This is a genomic window from Pseudomonas putida (genome assembly GCA_029953615.1).
Lineage (GTDB): Bacteria > Pseudomonadota > Gammaproteobacteria > Pseudomonadales > Pseudomonadaceae > Aquipseudomonas.
The window spans coordinates 3,439,981-3,461,609 of sequence record CP124529.1; the positions used below are offsets into that span (position 1 = coordinate 3,439,981).

Sequence of the window (21,629 nt, forward strand, 5' to 3'; positions counted from 1 at the left end):
CCTGAATAACAATCGGATTATTACAATAACTATCAGGGTCCGCTTTGCGGCCCATCGCAGGCAAGCCAGCTCCCACAGGTATCGCGCAGAATTCAGGACGTGTGCGATACCTGTGGGAGCTGGCTTGCCTGCGATGGGCTGCGTAGCAGCCCCGTTGACGCGATCTGACAGGTATCAGGTTTTACCCGGTATTCCATATTTGCGCAGGCGTTGGGCAATGGCGGTATGCGAGGTCTGCAAGCGCCCGGCCAGTTGCCGCGTCGAGGGGTAGCTGGCGTACAGGCGTTGCAGCAGCTCGCGCTCGAAATCGCCCACGGCCTGTTCCAGGCTGGCCACTTCGCCGTCCTGGCCACGGGCCACCGAGGTGCCGGCGATATCCAGGTCACCGATATCCACCAGGTTGCCCTCGCAAATGGCTGCGGCGCGGAATATCACGTTCTGCAGCTGGCGCACATTGCCCGGCCAAGGGTTGGCCAGCAGTGCCGAATGGGTGGCGGGGGTCAGCCGGCAGGGCGGGCGCTGGATCTGCGTGCAGGCCTGCTGCATGAAGAAATGCGCCAGCATCAGAATGTCCTGGCCACGATCGCGTAGCGGCGGCACTTGCAGGTTGAGCACATTCAGGCGGTAGAACAGGTCTTCGCGGAAGCTGCCTTCGGCGACCATGCGCTCCAGGTCGCGGTGGGTGGCACTGATGATGCGTACATCCACCTTCACTTCGCGGTCGCCACCCACCCGGCGGAAGCTGCCATCGCTGAGAAAGCGCAGCAGCTTGGCTTGCAGGTACGGCGACATTTCGCCTATTTCATCGAGGAACACCGTGCCCTGGTTGGCCAGCTCCATCAGCCCGGGCTTGCCGCCCCGCTGCGCACCGGTGAAGGCGCCGGGGGCGTAGCCGAACAGTTCGCTCTCGGCCAGGCTTTCGGGCAGCGCGGCGCAGTTCAGGGCCAGGAATGGCGCTGCGTGGCGGCTGCTGACGGTGTGGCAGGCGCGGGCTACCAGCTCTTTGCCTGTGCCGGTTTCGCCATGCACCAGCAACGGCGCATCGAGCGCCGCCACGCGCAAGGCGCGGGCCTTGAGGGTGCGGATGGCCGGTGACTCGCCGAGCAAGGCATCGAAGCCTTCGGCGTGGTCGTGGTGCAGGGCCGACAAGCGTTCGCCCATGCGCGTGGGTGGGTACAGCGTCAGCAGGCCGCCGGCGTTGGTGATGGGGGTGGCGTCCAGCAGCAGGCTCTGGCCGTTGAGCTGCATCTCGCGCATGGGCAGGTGGAAGTTGTTGTCCAGCAGGGCCTGCAGCAGCCCCGGGTCGCCGAACAGTTCACCCACCGAGCGCCCGGCCGATTCGCGGCCGCACAGCTCGATCAGCGCCGGGTTGGCCAGCAGCACCTTGCCGGCACTGTCCACGGCCAGCACCGGGTCGCTCATTGCCGCCAGCAGGGCATCAAGCTGCAGGTGCCGGCGTTGGCCAGGGAGGATGTCGACCACGTCCACCGATTGCACGCCATGTACCTCGAACAGCGCGTCGTGCAGTTCTTCGAGCACGGCGGGGCTGAGGGTGGGGGCGTCGATGTAGACGTTCGGCGGGACCATCTCCACGGCGTCCAGGTTGAGGTTGCGGGCACCGAGCAGGGCGAGGACTTCCTGGGTGATGCCGACGCGGTCGATGAAGCTGACGTGGATGCGCATGGGGAGGATGAAGTGGTGGCCGGGGAGGGCGGTAGTATGCCTCAACATCGCCGGGGCCGCTTTGCGGCCCATCGCCGGCAAGCCAGCTCCCACAGGCACTGCACAGGCCTTGAGGCCGATGCGATCAAGGTGGGAGGAACTGTCTTGCTCAGTTTCTAAAAGTTGGCGCGATCCCTGTGGGAGCGGGCGGGCCCGCGAACACGGGCGAAGCCCGTGCCATCGTGCCATCCACCGCGTCGCCTGTTTCGCGGGCTTGCCCGCTCCCACAGGTACTGCGCATGGCTTGAGGTCAGCGCGGTCGGGGTGGGAGCTGGCTTGCCGGCGATGGGCTGCAAAGCAGCCCCGATTATCGAAATTACTCCAGATGCTCAGGCTTGATCGGGTCGCCCGACTTCACATCCAGCTTTTCGCGAATGTCCGCGAACATATGGTCATAAAGCTTGTGCGGCGAACTCAGGTTCTCGAATTTCTTCGGTGGGGTCAGGTACGACTGTGCCTTGCGGGTCAGCAGCATGAGGAAGCTGGGCAACACCTGATCCTTGGCCAGGAAGAACTTTTCTTCGACTGGCTTGCCTTCGATGCTGCCGTGCATCTTGAACTGGATACCTCTGCCTTCCTTGGGATCCGACGCGGCTTCGTATTCGATGTTCAGGTCATAGCTGTGGTCGTTCTTGTTCAGCGCGGTGCGCTCGATGTGTACATGACCGGGCTGGTACTGGGCCATGGCGAACTCCTCTGCAAGGTGAAAATGGCGGGCCAATCGGCCCGCCCACTGCATTCAACGGTAGCTGATCCCCGGCTTGGCGGTGGACACCCGCGTACCGGCAGTGCCTTTGACGGATGTCTTCGATGTTTTCCAGCGAACTGATCACCGCCACCTTGCCGGTATTACGGGCAAAGTCGCAGGCTGCTTGCACCTTCGGCCCCATGGAGCCGGCGGCGAAGCCGAGGCGTTCGAGTTCGTCGGGGTGCGCCTGGGCGATGGCTTTCTGCGTGGGTTTGCCCCAGTCAATGTAGGCCGCATCGACGTCCGTGGCGATTATCAGAAGGTCGGCGTCCAGCTGTTCTGCCAGCAGGGCCGAGCAAAGGTCCTTGTCGATCACCGCCTCGATGCCCTTGAGCTTGCGGTTTTCATCGTACATGGTAGGGATGCCGCCGCCACCGGCGCAGATCACGATGCTGCTCTTTTCCAGCAGCCACTTGATCGGGCGGATCTCGAAGATGCGCTTGGGTTTCGGGCTGGCCACCACGCGGCGGTACTTGTCGCCGTCGGCCTTGACCACCCATCCCTTTTCCTTGGCCAGGCGCTCGGCCTCTTCCTTGCCGTAGACCGGGCCGATGAACTTGGTCGGGTCCTTGAAGGCGGGGTCGTTGGCGTCCACTTCGACCTGGGTCAGCAGGGTAGCGAACGGCACTTCGAAGGCCAGCAGGTTGCCCAGTTCCTGTTCGATCATGTAGCCGATCATGCCCTCGGTCTCGGCACCCAGCACATCCAGCGGATAGGCCTCGTCGGGCTTGTAGGACAGGCCCTGCAACGACAGCAGGCCTACTTGCGGGCCGTTGCCGTGGGCGATGACCAGCTCGTTGCCTGGGTGGATCTTGGCGATCTGTTCGGCGGCGGTGCGGATATTGGCGCGCTGGTTGTCAGCGGTCATCGGCTCGCCGCGACGCAGCAGGGCGTTGCCGCCCAATGCAACAACGATACGCATGGGGAATGTCCTTTAACGAAAAGAATGAGCTGCCGCTACACGGAGGTTGCAGGGTTCCCTGTGGGAGCGGGCGTGCCCGCGAAGAGGCCAGGCCAGGCACCATCACTGGTGCGGTTGACGCATTCGCGGGCATGCCCGCTCCCACAAGTACAGCGCAGCCCCCCGGTAGGCGGACAAGGCTTACAGGTCAGCCAGGGTCGACACCAGGATCGCCTTGATCGTGTGCATGCGGTTTTCCGCCTGCTCGAAGGCGATGCAGGCCGGCGACTCGAACACGTCGTCGGTCACTTCGATACCGTTGGCCAGGTCCGGGTACTGTTCGGCGATCTGCTTGCCTACCTTGGTTTCGGAGTTGTGGAACGCCGGCAGGCAGTGCATGAACTTGGTCCGCGGGTTGCCGGTGGACTTCATCAGCTGTGCATTCACCTGATACGGCTTGAGCAGCTTGATGCGCTCGCCCCAGGCTTCGATCGGCTCACCCATCGATACCCACACGTCGGTGTGTACGAAGTCCACACCCTTGACTGCGGCAACCGGGTCTTCGGTGAGGGTGATGCGCGCGCCGCTTTCCTCGGCGTACTTGCGGCAACGCTCGACCAGGTCGTCATGCGGCCACAGTGCCTTGGGCGCGGCGATGCGCACATCCATGCCGAGCTTGGCGCCGATCAGCAGCAGCGAGTTACCCATGTTGTTGCGGGCGTCGCCCAGGTAGGCGTAGCTGATGTCGTGCAGCGGTTTGTCGCTGTGCTCACGCATGGTCAGCACGTCGGCGATCATCTGGGTGGGGTGGTATTCGTCGGTCAGGCCGTTGAACACCGGTACGCCGGCAAACTTGGCCAGTTCTTCGACGATTTCCTGCTTGAAGCCACGGTACTCGATGGCGTCGTACATGCGCCCGAGCACGCGGGCGGTGTCCTTCATGCTTTCCTTGTGGCCGATCTGCGAAGAGTTGGGGTCGATGTAGGTAACGTTGGCGCCCTGGTCATAGGCGGCCACTTCGAAGGCGCAGCGGGTACGGGTGGAGGTTTTTTCGAAGATCAGTGCGATGTTGTTACCCTTCAGGTGCTGCTGCTCGGTACCGGTGTACTTGGCGCGCTTGAGATCGCGGGACAGGTCCAGCAGGTAGCGCAGCTCGCGTGTGGTGTGGTGTTCCAGGCTGAGCAGGTTGCGGTTGTGAATGTTGAACGCCATGACTTTTCTCCTTGAGTTTGGTGAACGCACCGGCCGCCGCTGGGTAAGGGCGGCCGGGGGTAATGGTCGTTAGTAGTCGATCGGGTCACGCACGATCGGGCAGGTCATGCAGTGGCCGCCGCCACGGCCCCGGCCCAGTTCGCCGGCGCTGATGGTGATGACCTCGATGCCGGCCTTGCGCAGCAGGGTGTTGGTGTAGGTGTTGCGGTCGTAGCCAATCACCACGCCCGGCTCGATGGCCACCACGTTGTTGCCGTCATCCCACTGTTCGCGTTCGGCAGCGAAGCTGTTGCCGCCGGTTTCGACCACGCGCAGCTTGACCCCCAGTTGCTCGCCCACCACTTCGATGAACGACTTGTGTTCGCGGCGCACATCCATGCCGTATGGCTTGCTCTCGTCCGGGCGAATGATGAACGGCACGATCTCCTTGACCACTTCCGGGAAGACCGTGACCAGGTCGCGGTCGCAGAAGCTGAACACGGTATCCAGGTGCATGGCGGCACGCGATTTGGGCAGGCCGGCAACAATGACCTTTTCCACCGCACCCTTGGCGAACAGGTTCTGTGCCAGCTGGCCGATGGCCTGGCGCGAGGTGCGCTCGCCCATGCCGATCAGCACGATGCCCTTGCCGATCGGCATGACATCGCCGCCTTCGAGGGTGGACTGGCCGTGTTCCTTGTCCGGGTCGCCGTACCAGATCTGGAAGTCGGCGTTGGTGAACTGCGGGTGGAACTTGTAGATGGCGGTGGTCAGCAGGGTTTCCTGACGTCGCGCCGGCCAGTACATCGGGTTCAATGTCACTCCGCCGTAGATCCAGCAGGTGGTGTCACGGGTGAACTGGGTATTGGGCAGCGGTGGCAGGATGAAGCTGGAGTGGCCCAGGTAGTCGTTGTACATCTTGACCACTTCGGCACCTTCGCTCTGCGGCAGGTCCTGGCCAGCGACGCCGCCAATCAGAAACTCGGCCAGATGGCGCGGTTCGAGGCCTTCGAGCCAGCTGCGCACTTCGTTGGTCAGGCCGACACCGACAGTGTCAGGGGTGATCTTGCGATCGAGAATCCACTTCAGCGCTTCGGGTTGCTGGACGATGTCGGTCAGCAGGTTGTGCATCTCCAGCACATCCACGCCACGTTCGCGCATCTTGGTGACAAAGTCGAAATGGTCACGCTTGGCCTGGTCGACCCAGATCACATCGTCGAACAGCAGCTCGTCACAGTTGCTCGGCGTCAGGCGCTTGTGCGCCAGCCCCGGCGAGCAAACCATCACTTTGCGCAGTTTGCCGGCTTCGGAGTGGACACCGTACTTCTGTTTTTCAGCGGACATGGTTCATTCCTCCAATTGAACGAAGACGTGGATCACAGGGTCAGGAAGCCGTCGTACAGGCCGAAGGCTGCCACCAGGGCACCGATGACCACGGCTGCGAAGATCAGTTTTTCCACGTTGGTGAAGACAGGCTGGCCAACCTCACGCTTGGCCTTGGCGAACAGGATCGCGCCAGGTGCGTAGAGCAGGGCCGAGAGCAGCAGGTATTTCACGCCGCCGGCGTACAGCAGCCAGATCGCGTACACCAGGGCGATGCCACCGATGATCAGGTCCTTCTGCCGTTCGGCCAGGGCCTGTTCGTAGGTTTCGCTGCGCACTGCCAGCAGCACGGCATAGGCGGCCGACCACAGGTAGGGCACCAGGATCATCGACGTGGCCAGGTAGATCAGCGACAGGTAGGTGCTGTTGGAGAACAGTGTGATCACCAGGAAAATCTGCACCATGGCGTTGGTCAGCCACAGGGCGTTGGCCGGTACCTGCTTGGCGTTCTCGCGGCGCAGGAACTCGGGCATGGTGTGGTCCTTGGCGGCGGCGAACATGATCTCGGCGCACAGCAGCACCCACGACAGCAGGGCCCCGAGCAGCGAGATGACCAGGCCGACGCTGATCAGCACCGCGCCCCAGTGGCCGACTACATGTTCCAGCACGGCCGCCATCGACGGGTTCTGCAGCTTGGCCAGTTCCGGTTGGGTCATGATGCCCAGCGACAGCACGTTGACCAGTACCAGGAACAGCAGCACGGTCACGAAGCCGATCACCGTGGCCTTGCCCACGTCGCTGCGTTTTTCCGCCCGCGCCGAGAAGATGCTCGCGCCTTCGATGCCGATGAACACCCATACGGTGACCAGCATCATGTTGCGCACCTGGTTCATCACGCTGCCCAGCTCTGGCGTGCCCAGGCCCCAGATGTCGGCGGTAAAGATGTCGAGTTTGAAGGCGAACAGGCAGATCAGGGCGAACAGCACCAGCGGTACCACTTTCGCGATGGTGGTGACCAGGTTGATGAATGCCGCTTCCTTGATGCCGCGCAGTACCAGGAAGTGCACCGCCCACAGCAGCACCGAGGCGCCTATGATGGCGGCCGGGGTGTTGCCTTCGCCAAAGATCGGGAAGAAATAGCCCAATGTGCTGAACAGCAGCACGAAATAGCCGACGTTGCCCAGCCAGGCACTGATCCAGTAGCCCCAGGCCGAAGAGAAGCCCATGTAATCGCCGAAACCGGCCTTGGCATAGGCGTACACCCCGCCATCCAGGTCAGGCTTGCGGTTGGCCAGGGTCTGGAACACGAAGGCCAGGGTCAGCATGCCGACTGCGGTAATCGCCCAACCGATCAGAACCGCGCCAACCCCTGCGCTGGCCGCCATGTTTTGCGGCAACGAGAAGATCCCGCCACCAATCATCGAACCGACCACAAGTGCAACTAACGCGCCGAGCTTTAGTTTTCCGGATGAATCAGACATTTAACAACTCCTGCCAGGAGAAAGTTGACAACAGCGTAAATCCGACGCCGCTACCATTCGCTGACATAGGTCAGTTCATGGCCACGTGAAGTAGGAAAATTCCTTCACGGGTACTCCTGGAGTGTGCCGACAGCTTCTGCTACAGGCCGCGCGCGCTGGCACCTCCATGTCCATCTAGAGCAATCGCTCTGTTCGGCCTGCGATGCTTGAAGCTAGCCGCTTTTGCCGCTTTCGCAAATTTTTTACAAGAATTTCGAGTTTTATCAGTTTCTTCTCTAGTTGCCCGGGAGCTGCTAGTTTTTACACACCGGGCGGCATAGACAAAGCGGTTATGAGTGCTATAGCTTCATGCACTACGATCATTATAAGTAACAACGTTTATATGACCCGCACGGGCGTTTCAAACCCATGACAGCGCGCAAAAAAAAGGAAGGCTCATGAGCGAACCGGGACAGAAGCTGCGCCTGGGCGCGTTGATCGCGTTGGTGGTCGGCTCGATGATTGGTGGCGGGATCTTCTCGTTGCCGCAGAACATGGCGGCGCGTGCCGATGTGGGGGCGGTGCTGATCGGCTGGGGTATTACCGCGGTCGGCATGCTGGCTCTGGCCTTCGTGTTCCAGACCCTGGCCAACCGCAAGCCGGAGCTGGACTCGGGGGTATACGCCTACGCCAAGGCCGGCTTTGGCGAGTACATGGGGTTTTCCTCGGCCTGGGGCTACTGGATCAGTGCCTGGCTGGGGAACGTCGGCTATTTCGTGCTGTTGTTCAGTACCCTGGGCTTCTATTTCCCGGTGTTCGGCGAAGGCAACACGCCAATCGCCATCGGCTGCGCCTCGCTGCTGCTGTGGGCGGTGCATTTCCTGGTGCTGCGCGGCATCAAGGAAGCGGCGTTCATCAACCAGGTGACCACCGTGGCCAAGGTGGTGCCGCTGCTGATTTTCGTGGTGATCGCGGCGTTCGCCTTCCGCGCCGATATCTTCACGCGTGACATCTGGGGTCTGAGCAACCCGCAGTTCGGCAGCGTGCTGGAGCAGGTGCGCAACATGATGCTGGTGACCGTGTTCGTGTTCATCGGTATCGAGGGCGCAAGCGTGTATTCCGGGCGCGCCCAGCGCCGTTCGGATGTGGGCAAGGCCACGGTGATCGGTTTCCTGGGCGTGCTGGCGCTGCTGGTGCTGGTGAATGTGCTGTCACTGGGGGTAATGACCCAGCCAGAACTGGCCGGGTTGCAAAATCCCTCGCTGGCCTCGGTGCTGGAGCATATCGTCGGGCCCTGGGGAGCCTTGCTGATCAGTATCGGCCTGGCAGTTTCGCTGCTTGGCGCGCTGCTGTCGTGGGCGCTGCTGTGCGCCGAGATCCTCTTCGCGACGGCGCGGGACAAGACCATGCCGCGCTTTCTGGCCAAGGAAAACGCCAACCATGTGCCGGCCAACGCCCTGTGGCTGACCAACTGCATGATCCAGGGTTTCCTGCTGATCACGCTGTTTTCCGCCGGTACTTACACCAGCCTGATCTACCTGGCCTCGTCGATGATCCTGGTGCCCTACCTGTGGTCAGCGGCCTACGCCGTGCTGTTGGCGGTGCGCGCAGAAACCTATGCCGGGCAGCCGGCCCTGCGTCGCAAGGATTTGCTGGTGGCGCTGGTTGCCTTGGCCTATGCCGTGTGGCTGTTGTACGCCGGCGGTCTCAAGTACCTGTTGCTGTCGGCGCTGCTGTATGCGCCGGGCGTGGTCCTGTTCGCCAGGGCCAAGCATGAGCAGGGCAAAGCCTTGTTCACCACTTGGGAAAAGCTGATTTTCGCCGCCGTGCTGGCAGGTGCCGCACTGGCGGCCTACGCCCTGTATTCAGGGCTGCTGAGCTTGTGACGGGGCAGGGCAGGGGGCGTGCTCCGGGCGCGACCAGATCCACAGGTTGCCCAGGGTCATGCCGGCAATGGCCAGGAATACCGGCCAGCGGTGTTCCAGGAGCGTCAGCATCAGGCCCGCGCACAGCAGCATGCTGAGGGTCGCGCTGACCTTGGCCCGCCGCTGGATTACCTTGCCATTGCGCCAGTTATGCAGGATCGGCCCGAACAACCGGTGGTTTTCCAGCCAGGCAGAAAGGCGCGGTGAACTGCGTGTGGCCGCCCAGGCGGCCAGCAGGATGAATTCGGTGGTCGGCAGGCCGGGAATGACGATCGCGACCAGGCCCACGCCCAGGCTTACGTAAGCCAGGATCGCATACAGCAGGCGGGCGAGTTTCGAGCGGGCGGGTCGGGTCATGGTCTCACTGCATAAAACGGTTCGGCCACCGGTAGGGTGGCCGGGTATGGCGTGTCAAACCAGCGCGGCATCTGCGGCGTAGGCGTGCTTGAGCAGCTCGGTGAACCGCTCGAAGGCAGCAACTGCGCCGCGTTCGGCAGCGGCTTCCTCTTCGGCCGACAGGGCCAGGCCATCCAGAATGCGGGTGAACTGCTTCCAGCCTTCGGCACGGCCACCAGCCGGTTCGCCCAGGTGGCGGGCACCGAAACTGTCGGACAAGCCCAGGGCCACGGCACGCTTGATCAGAAACGCAGCGCCCAGTTTGGAGCCTTCGGAGACGAAGATCCAGCCCATTGCCTCGCCCAGGCTCGGGTTGCGCAGGCCGCCCGGCACGGCTGACGGTACTTCGGTATCGAGATCGGCGAGGTCCAGGCGGGCCTGTTCGGCACGGCAGCGCTCGGCCAGGTCGGGGACGATGGTGATCAGTTGTGGGTCGTTGTACAGGGCTTGCAGCTCGGCCTGGAACAGGTACTGGGCGACCACGAAGCGGGCGAAGCTTTCGCGGCTGTCGAAGGGTGCGTGGGCTTTGACCAGGGCATCCAGTTCGGCATGGGGGGCGTGGGTAATCTGGTTGAGGCGCTGGGAGCGCAGGGCTGGGCGGTCGGTCATGGGGCAGTCCTTGGAAAGGGGGGCATCTAGAGACAAGACGAAACAGCGGGGACGGAACAGTAAAAAAATCGGGTTTTCGTGTTGCCTGTACTGGCCTCTTCGCGGGCTCGCCCGCTCCCACAGGTCCAGCGCAGGCCCAAGGCTTGCGCAGTACCTGTGGGAGCGGGCGAGCCCGCGAAGAGGCCGTTACGGGTGCAAAGGGTCAGATATCCCAGACCACATTGATGCCGAAGTTGCGCCCCGGCATGGTCAGGCGGTCGATGTTGGCCGGCTGGGTCACGGCCGCTTCACCCTGGCCGTCGTAGCTGCGCACCGAGTCCCACTGCCAGTACTTCTTGTCGGTGAGGTTGTACAGGCCGGCGTTGATGGTCACGTCGTCGCTGACCTTGTAGTAACCGGTCAGGTCCAGTACCCCGTAGCCCGGGGTGCGGAACTTGGCGCTCGAGCCGTCGGGCGAATAGAAGGTGCTGTCGTCGACGCGGGTCTTGCGCTTGACCAGCGTCCAGCTCAGCAGGCCGCCGTAGTGCTGTTGTTCGTAACCCAGGCCGAACACGCCCTTGAGCGGGTTGACGCTGTTCAGTGGCTCGCCGCTGTCATCGTTGCGGCCATGGGTGTAGGCGATCGAGCCCTGGGTATACAGGCCCTGCGGTGCACCGAAGTGGTCGAGGTTCAGGCGGCCCTTGACCTCGGCACCCTTGATGGTGGCGTGCTTGATGTTGTTGGCCTGGAAGGTCTGCTCCAGGTTGGCGCTTTGTACGGCGTCCTCGTCGATGAAGTCGCGGTACTTGTTGTAGAACACCGCCACATCGAAGTTGCCGGCGTCGAAGTTGCCACGCAGGCCGGTTTCATAGCTTTTGCTCTTTTCCGGTTCCAGGCCCGGGTTGCCTTCCACGCGGTAGCCTTGCTCGATGTTCTCAAACTTCCCGTACATGGACTTGGCAGTCGGAGTGCGGAAGCCTTCGGCGTACTGGCCGTACCAGGTGTAGTTGTCGTTGAAGGCGTAGGTCAGGCCGAACTTGGGCGAGACACGGTGCCACTTCTTGTCCGAGTCGTCCTGGGAGGTGGGCGCGATACCGGAGGACTCCAGGCCACGCAGGAATTCCTCGGTGAACCTGGGCTCCATGCGCGTGTAGTCGTAACGAGCACCCGGCATGAAGGTCCAGTTGTTCCAGCGGATTTCATCCTGCACAAACAGGCTGTAGGTGTTCACGGTCGGGTCCGGGAAGTCGCTGACCAGTGCCTGGCCGTCTGCCGGGCGCTCGGCGCCAGCGGCGGAACAACCTGAGCCAACGGCCAGGCAGGTGCCGGTGCCGCTGCGCGAACCGGTGACCTTCTCGTGCTTGAGGGTAGTGCCATAGGTCAGCAGGTGCTCGGTGGCGCCGAGGCTGAAGGCCTTGTCCAGCTGGGCGTCGAATACCCACTGGCGGTCCTTGTAAGTGGTGTCGCGGGTACGCAGCACCTGACGACCAGGTGGTGCGTAGACCTCCTCGGTGTACTGGTCGGTTTTGGCGATCTGGTAGTTCAGGCTCCACTTCACATGGTCGGCAACCAGCGAATCCAGGCCGAACTCATGGTTGATGCCAAAGCGCTCACGGGTGATGGTGTCGTTACCGTTACGCGCCTTGTAGTAACCCGAGGCACCACGGCCAGGAATGAACGGCCCGCCCACCGCACTGAGGATGTTCTGATCGAGGTCATCCTTGTAGCGTTCGTAGGTGAAGCCCAGACGCGCGTCGTCGGCGTAGTTCCAGCCCAGCTTGGCCAGCACGTTGGTGGTGCGCACGTCCATCGGGTTGGCTTCGGTACGCGACAGGCCGTCACCGCTGTGCCCGCCGTGGGTCTCGGTTTCGTGGCCGTTGCGCTGGCTCAGGTGCAACAGGCCGTCGAAGTCGCCCTGGCGACCGGCGACGGTGGCGGAGGTCAGCCAGCTTTCGTCGGCCGAGCTGTAGCCGGTCTTAAGGCGTGCACCGGCGTCCTTGCCGGGCTTGATGATGTCGTCCGGGTCGAGGGTGAAATAGCTCACTGCCCCGCCGATGGCGTTGCTGCCATACAGCACCGAGGCCGGGCCGCGGAGAATTTCCACCCGCTTGACGATTTCCGGGTCCACGTAGTTGCGCTGGGTCTGGGCGTAGGGGCCGTAGAAGAAGCTGTCGGGGATCGACACGCCATCGACCTGGGTGAGGATGCGCTCGCCGTCGATGCCCCGGATGTTGTAGCCGTTCAGGCCGCTGCGCTGGCCGGTGCCGGCCACCGACACACCCGGCTCGTAGCGTACCAGGTCCTGGATATTGTTGACGTTCTGCCGGTCCAGTTCCTCGCGGGTCTGCACACTGACGGTGCTCGGTACCTGGCTGACGTCCTGGGCGTTGCGCGTGGCGCTGACGGTGACCTGTTGCAGGGCGATCACATTGGCGCTGGCCTGGCGTTCGAGCACCACATTGCCGTGGCTGATCTGGCGAATGCCCAGGCCGGTACCGAGCAGCAGGCGCTTGAGGGCGGCTTCCGGCGGTAGCGAACCCTGCACCCCTGGCGAGGCCACGCCGTCGGCCAGCTCAGCGCTGAAACCGACCTGCCAGCCAGTGACCTGGCTGAAGGCATTGATGGCCGAAACCAGCGGCTGCTGGCCGATGCTGAAGCGGTAGTCGCCCATGCGTGGGCTGCTGGCGTGTGCCGGCTCGGCGGCCAGCGCCGGCAGGCTGCCGGCACCGCTGGCGAGCAGGGCCAGGTTCAGTAGGGAAAGGCTCAGGAGGGACGGTTGCCCTCCATGGCGAGGACGGGTGGAGGGGCGGGTAGGACCTGTGGACATCGGAAGCGCTCCCTGACGCGCAGACTGTTATAGGTGATGGCTGTCCTCGTTTTCAAACGAGAATCAGTTGCATTGGCTATAACGAGACGGGCGGGGTAGCGTGACTGCGTAAAAAAAGTTGGATTGCGGTCTGGCGATCCGTATCACGACTTCTGTGGGAGCGGGCAAGCCCGCGAAACAGGCGCCGCGGTGGATGGCACGGGCGTTGCCCGTGTTCGCGGGCACGCCCGCTCCCACAGGGACCGTGTCGGGTTTCAGATTTGCGGATCAGTTCAGGATGACCAGCGCCGGGTATTCCTGCAGCCGTGCCGAGGTGATGTGGGCCAGCGCGCGCAGGGTTTCCAGCGGTTGGTCGAGGCGGTAGTTGCCGGTGACCGCAACGTCTTCCAGCTGCGCATTGCGGTTGATGATCCAGCCCGGGTAGTAGCGTTGCACCTCCGCCAGCACCTGGCTCAACGGGCAGTTCTCGAATACCAGGCGGCCGTCGACCCAGGCCAGGTCCTTGTGCATGTCGGGGCGCTGGCGCTGGCCGAAGCCCTGGGGGCCGACGCTGATGCTGTCGCCGGCACTCAAGCGGATGCGCTGGTCGCGGGCCCCCTGCAGATCGACATCGCCGCGCTGCACCCGCACCTGTGCCTCGCCGTCGAGGTAGCGCACGGCGAAATCGGTGTCGCGCACCTGCGCGCGCAACGGTCCGGCCTGCACTTCCAGGGGCCGCGGCGCGCCTTCGGGTACCTGGAAATAGGCCTCGCCCTGGAGCAGGCGGGCGACCTGGCGGTCGTCACGCTGCTCGCTGGCAAATGCCGAATTGGTGTTCAGCAGCACTTTCGCCCCGTCTTCCAGCTGCAGACGCTGGCGCTCGCCTACCACCGTAAAGTGATCGGCTTGCAGGCGTATGGGCAGGTTGCCGAGGGTGAACAGCCCGATCAGCAGCAGCGCCGCCGTTGCCAGGGGTTTCCAGTGGCTGCGCAGGCGCCCGTGCCACGAGCGGCGCTGCCGCTGGTGCATCTGCGCCGCCAGCTGGTGCAGCGGCGCACCGTTCCACAGGGCTTCTGCCTCGACATAGGCCTCGGCATTTTCCGGCGCTGCGCTCAGCCAGGCTTCGAAGGCCTGGGTGTCCTCGGCGTTGGCGCATTGCAGGCGCACCAGCCAGTCCAGCGCCTCGTCCATGGCACGAGCACGGGCGCTGGGCCCGGCGGGTGACGGGCGGGGGGCGGGGCTATCGGTCACGGTGAGTCCCTGAATGATTTTTTGCGAATGATCAAGCCTGACGCGGGGCGTGGCAAGGGCTTTGCGTGCCCTTACTTGAGGCGGTCGGCGACACCCATGCAGATCGCCATGATCAGTTTCAGTTCCTTCTGTACCGTGCTGGGCGAAACATCGAGTTGTTCGCCGATTTCCTGGTAGGTGGCGCCATGCAGGCGACTGAGGATGAAGATGCGCTGCTGGCGTTTGCTCAGCTGGTCGAGGCTGAGGCTCAGCTGCTTGAGCAACCGTTCGGCATGGGCGGCATCCTCGCTGCTGGTGGCCGGCGCGGCCACGCTGTGCAGGACGTCATCTGGCACGTCGTCGACCAGCATGCGCGATTGCACCCGGCGCGCGCGCAGGTGGTCGAGGGCCAGGTTGCGTGCGGTCTGGAACACGAACGGTTCGAGGTGTTCGACAGGCCGCTCAGCGAGGGCGCGGGACACCCGCAGGTAGGTTTCCTGCAACAGGTCTTCGGCCGTGGTGGGGTTGCCCACCATGCGCTGCAGGGTGCGCAGCAGGGGAAGGCGCTGGACGAGGAAGACAGAGTTGAACCGGGACTGACTCACAGGGGGACCTGGCCGACGAAAGGTTAATGATAATGCTTATCATCAGTATCGGAGGTCAAGTTTGGAAATGTTAGGAAAAGGTAAAGATTGTGAGTCCCCAGTCTTGCGCGGTCCCGGTGTAGGAGCGGCCTTGTGTCGCGATGGGCTGCGCAGCAGCCCCGGGATTTCGGCCTTGGCACAGATTGCAGGGGCTGCTGCGCAGCCCACCGCGACACAAGGCCGCTCCTACAGAGAACATGCCGAAGCTCAGCGGGCGTTGCACAACGCCAGGCAGTTATCCAGCATGCGGTTAGAGAACCCCCACTCATTGTCATACCACGCCAGCACCTTGAGCATGCGCCCGTTGGCCCGGGTATGGTTGGCATCGAAGATCGACGACAGCGGGTTGTGGTTGAAATCGCAGGAAACCAGCGGCAAAGCGTTGTAGCCCAATACCCTGGAATGCTTGCTGGCCTCGAGGAACAGCTGGTTGACCTGCTCGGCCGTGGCTTCGCGCTTGAGGTTGACGGTGAGATCGACCAGCGACACGTTGATCACCGGCACCCGCACCGCCATGCCGGTCAGCTTGCCGGCCAGCTCCGGCAATACCAGGCCCACGGCCTCGGCAGCGCCGGTCTTGCTCGGGATCATCGACTGGGTCGCCGAGCGCGCGCGGTACGGGTCGCTGTGGTACACATCGGTCAGCACCTGGTCGTTGGTGTAGGCATGAATGGTAGTCATCAGGCCCTGTTCGATGCCGAACTCGCGGTGCAGCACCTGGGCAATCGGTGCCAGGCAGTTGGTGGTGCAGGAGGCATTGGAAATGATCTGGTGCGAGGCCCGCAGAATGTCATGGTTGACCCCGTACACCACGGTAGCGTCGGCGCCTTTGGCCGGTGCCGAGACAATCACCTTGCCAGCCCCTGCAGCCAGGTGTGCCGCGGCCTTGGCGCGCTCGGTGAACAGCCCGGTGCATTCGAACACCACATCGATCGCTTCGGCCTTCCAGGGCAGTTCGGCCGGGTTGCGGATGGCACTGACCGCGATTCGGTCACCATTGACCGTGAGGCTCTCGTGGTCGGCTTCGACGCTGGCATCGAAGGTGCCGTGCACGCTGTCGTACTTGAGCAGGTGGGCATTCATGGCGCTGTCGCCCAGGTCGTTGATGGCGACGACCTGCAGGTCCTGGCGGTAGCCTTGGGTATACAGTGCGCGCAAGACGTTGCGCCCGATGCGGCCGAATCCATTGATGGCGATGCGTAGGGTCATGGCAGTACCTCTGGCAGTCCGAGTGAAACCTGTGGCACAAAGGAGCTTCACTGAAACGGTTTTGTTGTTGGAATTACAAGATTATTCACCTGACGATAGAAAACAAGCCTTTTTAGTGGCAGTATTTTGGTTAAACATACAACGAGTGGTTGGGCGACGTACCCCCAGCGATGCAGCGGGCTGCTTTACATTGAGCCTAGGCCGCAATCGTTTGGAGGGGAAATGCCCGCAAACCGCCCTTACAATTAGCCTGGAGTCCAGTACATGCATCCGCGCATCCTTGAGGTCACCCAGCGGCTGGTCGAACGTAGCCGTGCCACCCGCGAACGCTACCTGCAACTGATTCGCGGCGCGGCCAGTGACGGCCCCATGCGTGCCAGCCTGCAGTGCGCCAACTTCGCTCATGGCGTGGCCGGTTGCGGCAGCGACGACAAGCAGACCCTGCGCCTGATGAACGCGGCCAACGTGGCCATCGTCTCGGCCTACAACGACATGCTTTCGGCGCACCAGCCGTACCAGCACTTCCCCGAGCAGATCAAGCAGGCCCTGCGCGAGGTCGGCTCGGTCGGCCAGTTCGCCGGTGGCGTGCCGGCCATGTGCGACGGCGTGACCCAGGGCGAGCCGGGCATGGAGCTGGCCATCGCCAGCCGTGAAGTGATCGCCATGTCCACCGCCGTCGCCCTGTCGCACAACATGTTCGACGCCGCGCTGATGCTGGGCATCTGCGACAAGATCGTGCCCGGCCTGATGATGGGGGCGCTGCGCTTCGGCCACCTGCCGACCATCTTTGTCCCGGGCGGGCCGATGGTCTCCGGCATTTCCAACAAGCAGAAGGCCGACGTGCGCCAGCGCTACGCCGAGGGCAAGGCCAGCCGCGAAGAGCTGCTGGAGTCGGAGATGAAGTCCTACCACAGCCCGGGCACCTGCACCTTCTACGGCACCGCCAACACCAACCAGCTGGTGATGGAGGTGATGGGCCTGCATCTGCCGGGCGCCTCGTTCGTCAACCCGTACACACCGCTGCGTGATGCGCTCACCGCCGAGGCCGCGCAGCAGGTCACGCGCATGACCAAGGCCAGCGGCAGCTTCATGCCGCTGGGTGAAATCGTCGACGAGAAGGCACTGGTCAACTCCATCGTTGCCCTGCATGCTACCGGCGGCTCGACCAACCATACCCTGCACATCCCTGCGATTGCCCAGGCTGCGGGTATCCAGCTGACCTGGCAGGACATGGCCGACCTGTCCGAGGTCGTTCCGACCCTGTCCCACGTCTACCCCAACGGCAAGGCCGACATCAACCACTTCCAGGCTGCGGGCGGCATGGCCTTCCTGATCCGCGAGCTGCTCGATGCCGGGCTGCTGCACGAAGACGTCAACAACCGTGGCCGGCCATGGCCTGCGCCGCTACACCCAGGAGCCGTTCCTCGACAACGGCAAGCTGGTATGGCGCGAAGGGCCGCTGCACAGCCTGGACGAAAGCATCCTGCGCCCGGTGGCGCGGCCGTTCTCGGCCGAAGGCGGCCTGCGGGTGATGGAGGGCAACCTTGGTCGCGGCGTGATGAAGGTGTCTGCAGTCGCCCCCGAGCACCAGGTGGTCGAAGCCCCGGCGCGGGTGTTCCATGACCAGCAGTCGCTGGCCGATGCGTTCAAGGCCGGCGAGCTGGAGCGCGACTTCGTCGCCGTGGTGCGCTTCCAGGGCCCGCGCTGCAACGGCATGCCGGAGCTGCACAAGCTCACGCCCTTCCTCGGTGTGCTGCAGGACCGTGGCTTCAAGGTGGCGCTGGTTACCGACGGGCGTATGTCCGGTGCCTCGGGCAAGATCCCGGCGGCCATTCACGTTTGCCCCGAGGCTTATGACGGCGGCCCGCTGGCGCGGGTGCGTGACGGTGATATCGTGCGGGTCGATGGTGTCGAAGGCACGCTGCGGGTCATGGTGTCGGCCGAAGAACTGGCCAGCCGCGACCTGCCGCCAGCGCCCCAGGGTAACGACCTGGGCTGCGGGCGCGAGCTGTTCGGCTTCATGCGCATGGCGTTCAGCCCGGCAGAGCAGGGCGCCAGTGCGTTCACCTCGGCCCTGGAGAACCTCAAATGAAGGACCTGCTGGTTGGCGACATCGGCGGCACCAATGCCCGTTTTGCGTTGTGGCGAGACAACCAGCTGCATGAAGTGAAGGTCTTTGCGACCGAGGACTACACCAGCCCGGAACAGGCCATCGAGGCGTACCTCGACGGGCTTGGCATTGCTCGCGGTGGGCTGATTGCGGCCTGCCTTGCAGTGGCCGGGCCGGTTAACGGTGACGAGTTCCGCTTCACCAACAACCATTGGCGCCTGAGCCGCCTCGCGTTTTGCCAGAGGCTGCAGATCGAGCAGTTGCTGCTGATCAATGATTTCACCGCCATGGCGCTGGGCATGACCCGCCTGCGCGAAGGCGAATTCCGTGAGGTATGCCCGGGCCAGGCCGACCTTTCACGTCCTGCGTTGGTCATCGGCCCCGGCACCGGCCTGGGCGTTGGCTCCCTGTTGCGTCTGGGCGACCAGCGCTGGTGCGCCTTGCCGGGCGAGGGCGGGCACGTCGACTTGCCGGTGGGCAATGCCCGTGAAGCGGCTATTCACCAACAGATCCATAGCCAGATCGGCCATGTCAGCGCCGAAACCGTGCTCAGTGGCGGTGGCCTGCTGCGCCTGTACCAGGCAATCTGCGCGCTGGACGGCGACATCCCCCGACACACCACCCCGGCGCAGATCACCGATGCCGCGCTGGGCGGCGAGCCACGGGCATTGGCGGTGATCGAGCAGTTCTGCCGGTTTCTTGGTCGTGTTGCCGGTAACAATGTTCTGACCTTGGGCGCACGCGGCGGGGTCTATATTGTCGGCGGCGTGATCCCGCGCTTTGCCGAGCTGTTCCTGCGCAGCGGGTTTGCCGCGAGTTTTGCCGACAAGGGTTGCATGAGTGGCTATTTCGCTGGCGTGCCGGTCTGGCTGGTGACGGCGGAGTTTTCCGGGTTGCTGGGGGCCGGGGTGGCCTTGCAGCAGGCGTTGGATCATGGATAGGTGAAGTGGGGGCTGCGAAGCAGCCCCAATAGCAGGCAACAAAGACCTGTAACTGACAAAAAGGAAGGACCACCTTGAGCACTGCCGGCAAATCGATCCTGATGGTCGACGACGACCAGGAAATCCGCGAACTGCTGCAAACCTACCTCAGCCGCTCCGGCTTCCAGGTGCACGCCGAAGCCGATGGCAAGGGCTTTCGCCGCGCCCTGGAGTCCACGCCCTGCGACCTGGTCATTCTCGATGTCATGCTGCCCGACGAAGACGGCTTCAGCCTGTGCCGCTGGGTACGCCAGCACCCGCGCCAGGCACGGGTACCGATCATCATGCTCACCGCCAGCTCCGACGAAACCGACCGGGTCATCGGCCTGGAGCTGGGCGCTGACGATTACCTTGGCAAGCCGTTCAGCCCCCGTGAACTGCAAGCGCGGATCAAGGCCCTGCTGCGTCGCGCCGAGTTCGGCCAGGCGGCGCCGGGCAGTGCGGTGCTGGCTTTTGACGAATGGCGGCTGGACACGGTCAGCCACCGCCTGTTCCATCGCGACGGTGAGGAGGTGATCCTCTCCGGCGCCGACTTCGCCCTGCTCAAGCTGTTCCTCGACCACCCACAGCAGATCCTCGACCGCGACACCATCGGCAACGCCACCCGTGGCCGCGAGCCGATGCCGCTGGACCGCATCGTCGACATGGCCGTCAGCCGCCTGCGCCAGCGACTGCGCGATACCGACAAACCACCCCGGCTGATTCGCACCGTACGTGGCAGCGGCTACCTGTTGGCTGCCCATGTCTGCAATGCGCCCTGAGCGGCGCTGGCGCCTGCTGCCGCGCTCGCTGCTGGGGCGCATGCTGCTGCTGACCCTGCTGGTAGTGCTGCTGGCCCAGGGCCTGTCGAGCATCATCTGGGTTGCCCAGTTACGCGCCAGCCAGCTGCAGGGCCTGCGTGCCAGCGCCAGCAGCCTGGCCCATTCAATGAGCGCCAGCGTCAGCTACTTCCGCTCGCTGCCGGTGGCCTATCGGCCCATGGTCCTCGACCAGCTGCGCAGCATGGGCGGCACGCGCTTCTTCGTGTCGCTCAATGCCAAGCCGCTGGACATGCCGGTGCTGCCCGTGACCCCGCGCAAGCAGGCGGTGATCGATGTGTTCAAGCAGGTGCTGCATGAGCGTCTGGGCTCGCAGATGGACATTTCCGTGGAGTTCGTTGCGCCCGACGACCTGCGCATCTTCAACAGCGGCCTCAAGCTCGACGAACTGCCACGTTCCTGGGCGCATTACTCGCTGACCCTGGAACCGCTCAACCCGCCGGTGCTGGTAACCCAGATCCGCTTGGGCGAGGACGAGTGGCTGTACATCGCCTCGCTACTGCCCGAGCCCTACACCAGCCTGGAAGCCGAACGCCTGCCGCGCCAGCAGATCGGCTTCATCGTGCTGACCACGGCCTTGCTGCTGTTGTTCATCGGCTTGCTGGTGCACTGGCAGAGCTGGCCACTCAAGCGCCTGGCGCGGGCTGCGCGGGAGATGTCGCTGGGCGCCGATGTGGCGCCGGTGGCTGAAGGCGGGGGCAGCGAGGTGGTCGAGGTGGGGCGCGCGTTCAACAGCATGCGCGAGCGTATCAGCCGCTACCTGACCGAGCGCAGCCAGCTGTTCAGTGCCATTTCCCACGACCTGCGCACGCCGATAACCCGCTTGCGCCTGCGCGTCGAGCTGCTCGAGGACGAGCGCCTGCAGGCCAAGTTCAGCCAGGACCTGGACGAACTGGAGCTGCTGGTCAAAGGCGCCTTGCAGTGCGTGAAGGACACCGACATCCACGAGAACATCGAGCCGGTCGACCTCAACCAGGTGCTGGAGATCCTTGCCGAGCCTTACCTGGGCGATGGCCGCATCACGCTCGAAGGCCGCGCACTGGCGCCGTACCCGGGCAAGCCGCTGGCGCTGCGGCGCTGCATCGGTAACCTTATCGACAACGCCATCAAGTACGGCGAGCGGGCGCGGTTGCGCATCATCGACACTGCCGAGGGGTTCGTCCTGCAGGTAGACGATCAGGGGCCGGGGGTACCGCAACAGCAGCTGGAGCAAGTGTTCGAGCCGCACTTCCGTCTGGCCGGGCAGCAGCAGGGGTACGGGCTGGGGTTGGGGATTGCGCGCAACATAGCCCATAGCCATGGCGGGGAGGTGAGCTTGCTGAACCTGCGTGAGGGCGGGTTGCGGGTGACCTTGTATCTGCCGCGGGGCATGGACTGAAGGGGTGTGTTGCCTGTACCGGCCTCTTCGCAGCACAAGGCTGCTCCTACAGGGACCACACAAATCGCAATGCTTGCGCTGTACCTGTGGGAGCGGGCTTGCCCGCGAAGAGGCCGGTACAGGTAAGCGAAATGTCACTGCCCGGTGACAAACCCACTGTCCTTCGTGACAACTCACCCAACCCCGCTCACTAGAATTCG

General features: G+C 63.7%; 15 protein-coding genes and 2 pseudogenes. 5 read left to right on the forward strand and 12 right to left on the reverse strand.

The window, feature by feature from the left end; translation table 11 throughout:
- Window positions 1–174: 174 nt before the first annotated feature.
- From QIY50_15815 to arcD (QIY50_15840), 6 genes and pseudogenes are all read right to left on the reverse strand, one after another.
- The gene (locus tag QIY50_15815; protein WGV23066.1) at window positions 175–1,683 is read right to left on the reverse strand and encodes a sigma-54-dependent transcriptional regulator; all 1,509 of its coding nucleotides are present in this window, start codon (window positions 1,681–1,683) and stop codon (window positions 175–177) included.
- A gap of 355 nt (window positions 1,684–2,038) precedes the next feature.
- The gene (locus QIY50_15820; protein WGV18902.1) at window positions 2,039–2,407 is read right to left on the reverse strand and encodes a DUF5064 family protein; all 369 of its coding nucleotides are present in this window, start codon (window positions 2,405–2,407) and stop codon (window positions 2,039–2,041) included.
- A gap of 54 nt (window positions 2,408–2,461) precedes the next feature.
- Window positions 2,462–3,392, reverse strand: a pseudogene (gene arcC, locus QIY50_15825) (carbamate kinase).
- A 180-nt stretch (window positions 3,393–3,572) separates the two neighbouring features.
- Window positions 3,573–4,583 (reverse strand): ornithine carbamoyltransferase, encoded by a 1,011-nt coding sequence (locus tag QIY50_15830; protein ID WGV18903.1) that lies wholly within the window; start codon window positions 4,581–4,583, stop codon window positions 3,573–3,575.
- Window positions 4,584–4,652: 69 nt separating this feature from the next.
- On the reverse strand, window positions 4,653–5,906 hold the full coding sequence (arcA, locus tag QIY50_15835) for an arginine deiminase (protein ID WGV18904.1): 1,254 nt from the start codon (window positions 5,904–5,906) through the stop codon (window positions 4,653–4,655).
- 32 nt (window positions 5,907–5,938) lie between these two features.
- Window positions 5,939–7,366 carry an arginine-ornithine antiporter gene (gene arcD, locus QIY50_15840; protein ID WGV18905.1) on the reverse strand — a complete coding sequence of 476 codons (1,428 nt, stop codon included), beginning with the start codon at window positions 7,364–7,366 and terminating at the stop codon, window positions 5,939–5,941.
- A gap of 437 nt (window positions 7,367–7,803) precedes the next feature.
- On the opposite strand from arcD (QIY50_15840), the gene arcD (QIY50_15845) reads away from it, so the two are divergent.
- Window positions 7,804–9,231 carry an arginine-ornithine antiporter gene (gene arcD / locus QIY50_15845; GenBank protein WGV18906.1) on the forward strand — a complete coding sequence of 476 codons (1,428 nt, stop codon included), beginning with the start codon at window positions 7,804–7,806 and terminating at the stop codon, window positions 9,229–9,231.
- On the opposite strand, the gene QIY50_15850 is transcribed toward arcD (QIY50_15845), so the two are convergent.
- The 6 genes from QIY50_15850 to gap form a co-directional block, all read right to left on the reverse strand.
- The gene (locus QIY50_15850; protein ID WGV18907.1) at window positions 9,211–9,627 is read right to left on the reverse strand and encodes a YbaN family protein; all 417 of its coding nucleotides are present in this window, start codon (window positions 9,625–9,627) and stop codon (window positions 9,211–9,213) included. The genes arcD (QIY50_15845) and QIY50_15850 overlap by 21 nt on opposite strands.
- 54 nt (window positions 9,628–9,681) lie before the next feature.
- Window positions 9,682–10,275 carry a biliverdin-producing heme oxygenase gene (locus QIY50_15855; GenBank protein ID WGV18908.1) on the reverse strand — a complete coding sequence of 198 codons (594 nt, stop codon included), beginning with the start codon at window positions 10,273–10,275 and terminating at the stop codon, window positions 9,682–9,684.
- Between the two features lie 202 nt (window positions 10,276–10,477).
- Window positions 10,478–13,081: a TonB-dependent receptor gene (locus QIY50_15860; protein WGV18909.1), complete on the reverse strand. Its 2,604-nt coding sequence runs from the start codon at window positions 13,079–13,081 to the stop codon at window positions 10,478–10,480.
- Between the two features lie 267 nt (window positions 13,082–13,348).
- A complete protein-coding gene (locus QIY50_15865; protein WGV18910.1) occupies window positions 13,349–14,311 on the reverse strand; it encodes a FecR domain-containing protein in 963 nt (320 codons plus the stop codon).
- A 71-nt stretch (window positions 14,312–14,382) separates the two neighbouring features.
- On the reverse strand, window positions 14,383–14,895 hold the full coding sequence (locus QIY50_15870) for a sigma-70 family RNA polymerase sigma factor (protein WGV18911.1): 513 nt from the start codon (window positions 14,893–14,895) through the stop codon (window positions 14,383–14,385).
- Between the two features lie 246 nt (window positions 14,896–15,141).
- Window positions 15,142–16,143, reverse strand: a complete 1,002-nt coding sequence (gene gap, locus QIY50_15875) for a type I glyceraldehyde-3-phosphate dehydrogenase (protein ID WGV18912.1) — start codon at window positions 16,141–16,143, stop codon at window positions 15,142–15,144.
- Window positions 16,144–16,407: 264 nt separating this feature from the next.
- Between gap and edd the strand changes: the two are divergent.
- The 4 genes and pseudogenes from edd to QIY50_15895 all read left to right on the forward strand — a co-directional run bounded on the left by edd (window position 16,408) and on the right by QIY50_15895 (window position 21,429).
- Window positions 16,408–18,235 (forward strand): annotated as a pseudogene (gene edd, locus QIY50_15880) (phosphogluconate dehydratase).
- The gene (locus QIY50_15885; GenBank protein WGV18913.1) at window positions 18,232–19,194 is read left to right on the forward strand and encodes a glucokinase; all 963 of its coding nucleotides are present in this window, start codon (window positions 18,232–18,234) and stop codon (window positions 19,192–19,194) included. The pseudogene edd and the gene QIY50_15885 overlap by 4 nt, the downstream one beginning before the upstream one ends.
- 74 nt (window positions 19,195–19,268) lie before the next feature.
- Window positions 19,269–19,994 carry a two-component system response regulator GltR gene (gene gltR / locus QIY50_15890; protein WGV18914.1) on the forward strand — a complete coding sequence of 242 codons (726 nt, stop codon included), beginning with the start codon at window positions 19,269–19,271 and terminating at the stop codon, window positions 19,992–19,994.
- Complete coding sequence (locus QIY50_15895; protein ID WGV18915.1) at window positions 19,975–21,429, forward strand: ATP-binding protein; 1,455 nt, start codon at window positions 19,975–19,977, stop codon at window positions 21,427–21,429. The genes gltR and QIY50_15895 overlap by 20 nt, the downstream gene beginning before the upstream one ends.
- Window positions 21,430–21,629 lie beyond the last annotated feature (200 nt).

Coding starts and splice junctions, on each gene's coding strand:
- QIY50_15815 (WGV23066.1), bottom strand. CDS start 1,683: ATGCGCATCCACGTCAGCTTCATCGACCGCGTCGGCATCACCCAGGAA.
- QIY50_15885 (WGV18913.1), top strand. CDS start 18,232: ATGAAGGACCTGCTGGTTGGCGACATCGGCGGCACCAATGCCCGTTTT.
- arcA (WGV18904.1), bottom strand. CDS start 5,906: ATGTCCGCTGAAAAACAGAAGTACGGTGTCCACTCCGAAGCCGGCAAA.
- QIY50_15820 (WGV18902.1), bottom strand. CDS start 2,407: ATGGCCCAGTACCAGCCCGGTCATGTACACATCGAGCGCACCGCGCTG.
- QIY50_15830 (WGV18903.1), bottom strand. CDS start 4,583: ATGGCGTTCAACATTCACAACCGCAACCTGCTCAGCCTGGAACACCAC.
- QIY50_15860 (WGV18909.1), bottom strand. CDS start 13,081: ATGTCCACAGGTCCTACCCGCCCCTCCACCCGTCCTCGCCATGGAGGG.
- arcD (WGV18906.1), top strand. CDS start 7,804: ATGAGCGAACCGGGACAGAAGCTGCGCCTGGGCGCGTTGATCGCGTTG.
- arcD (WGV18905.1), bottom strand. CDS start 7,366: ATGTCTGATTCATCCGGAAAACTAAAGCTCGGCGCGTTAGTTGCACTT.
- gap (WGV18912.1), bottom strand. CDS start 16,143: ATGACCCTACGCATCGCCATCAATGGATTCGGCCGCATCGGGCGCAAC.
- QIY50_15895 (WGV18915.1), top strand. CDS start 19,975: ATGTCTGCAATGCGCCCTGAGCGGCGCTGGCGCCTGCTGCCGCGCTCG.
- QIY50_15850 (WGV18907.1), bottom strand. CDS start 9,627: ATGACCCGACCCGCCCGCTCGAAACTCGCCCGCCTGCTGTATGCGATC.
- QIY50_15855 (WGV18908.1), bottom strand. CDS start 10,275: ATGACCGACCGCCCAGCCCTGCGCTCCCAGCGCCTCAACCAGATTACC.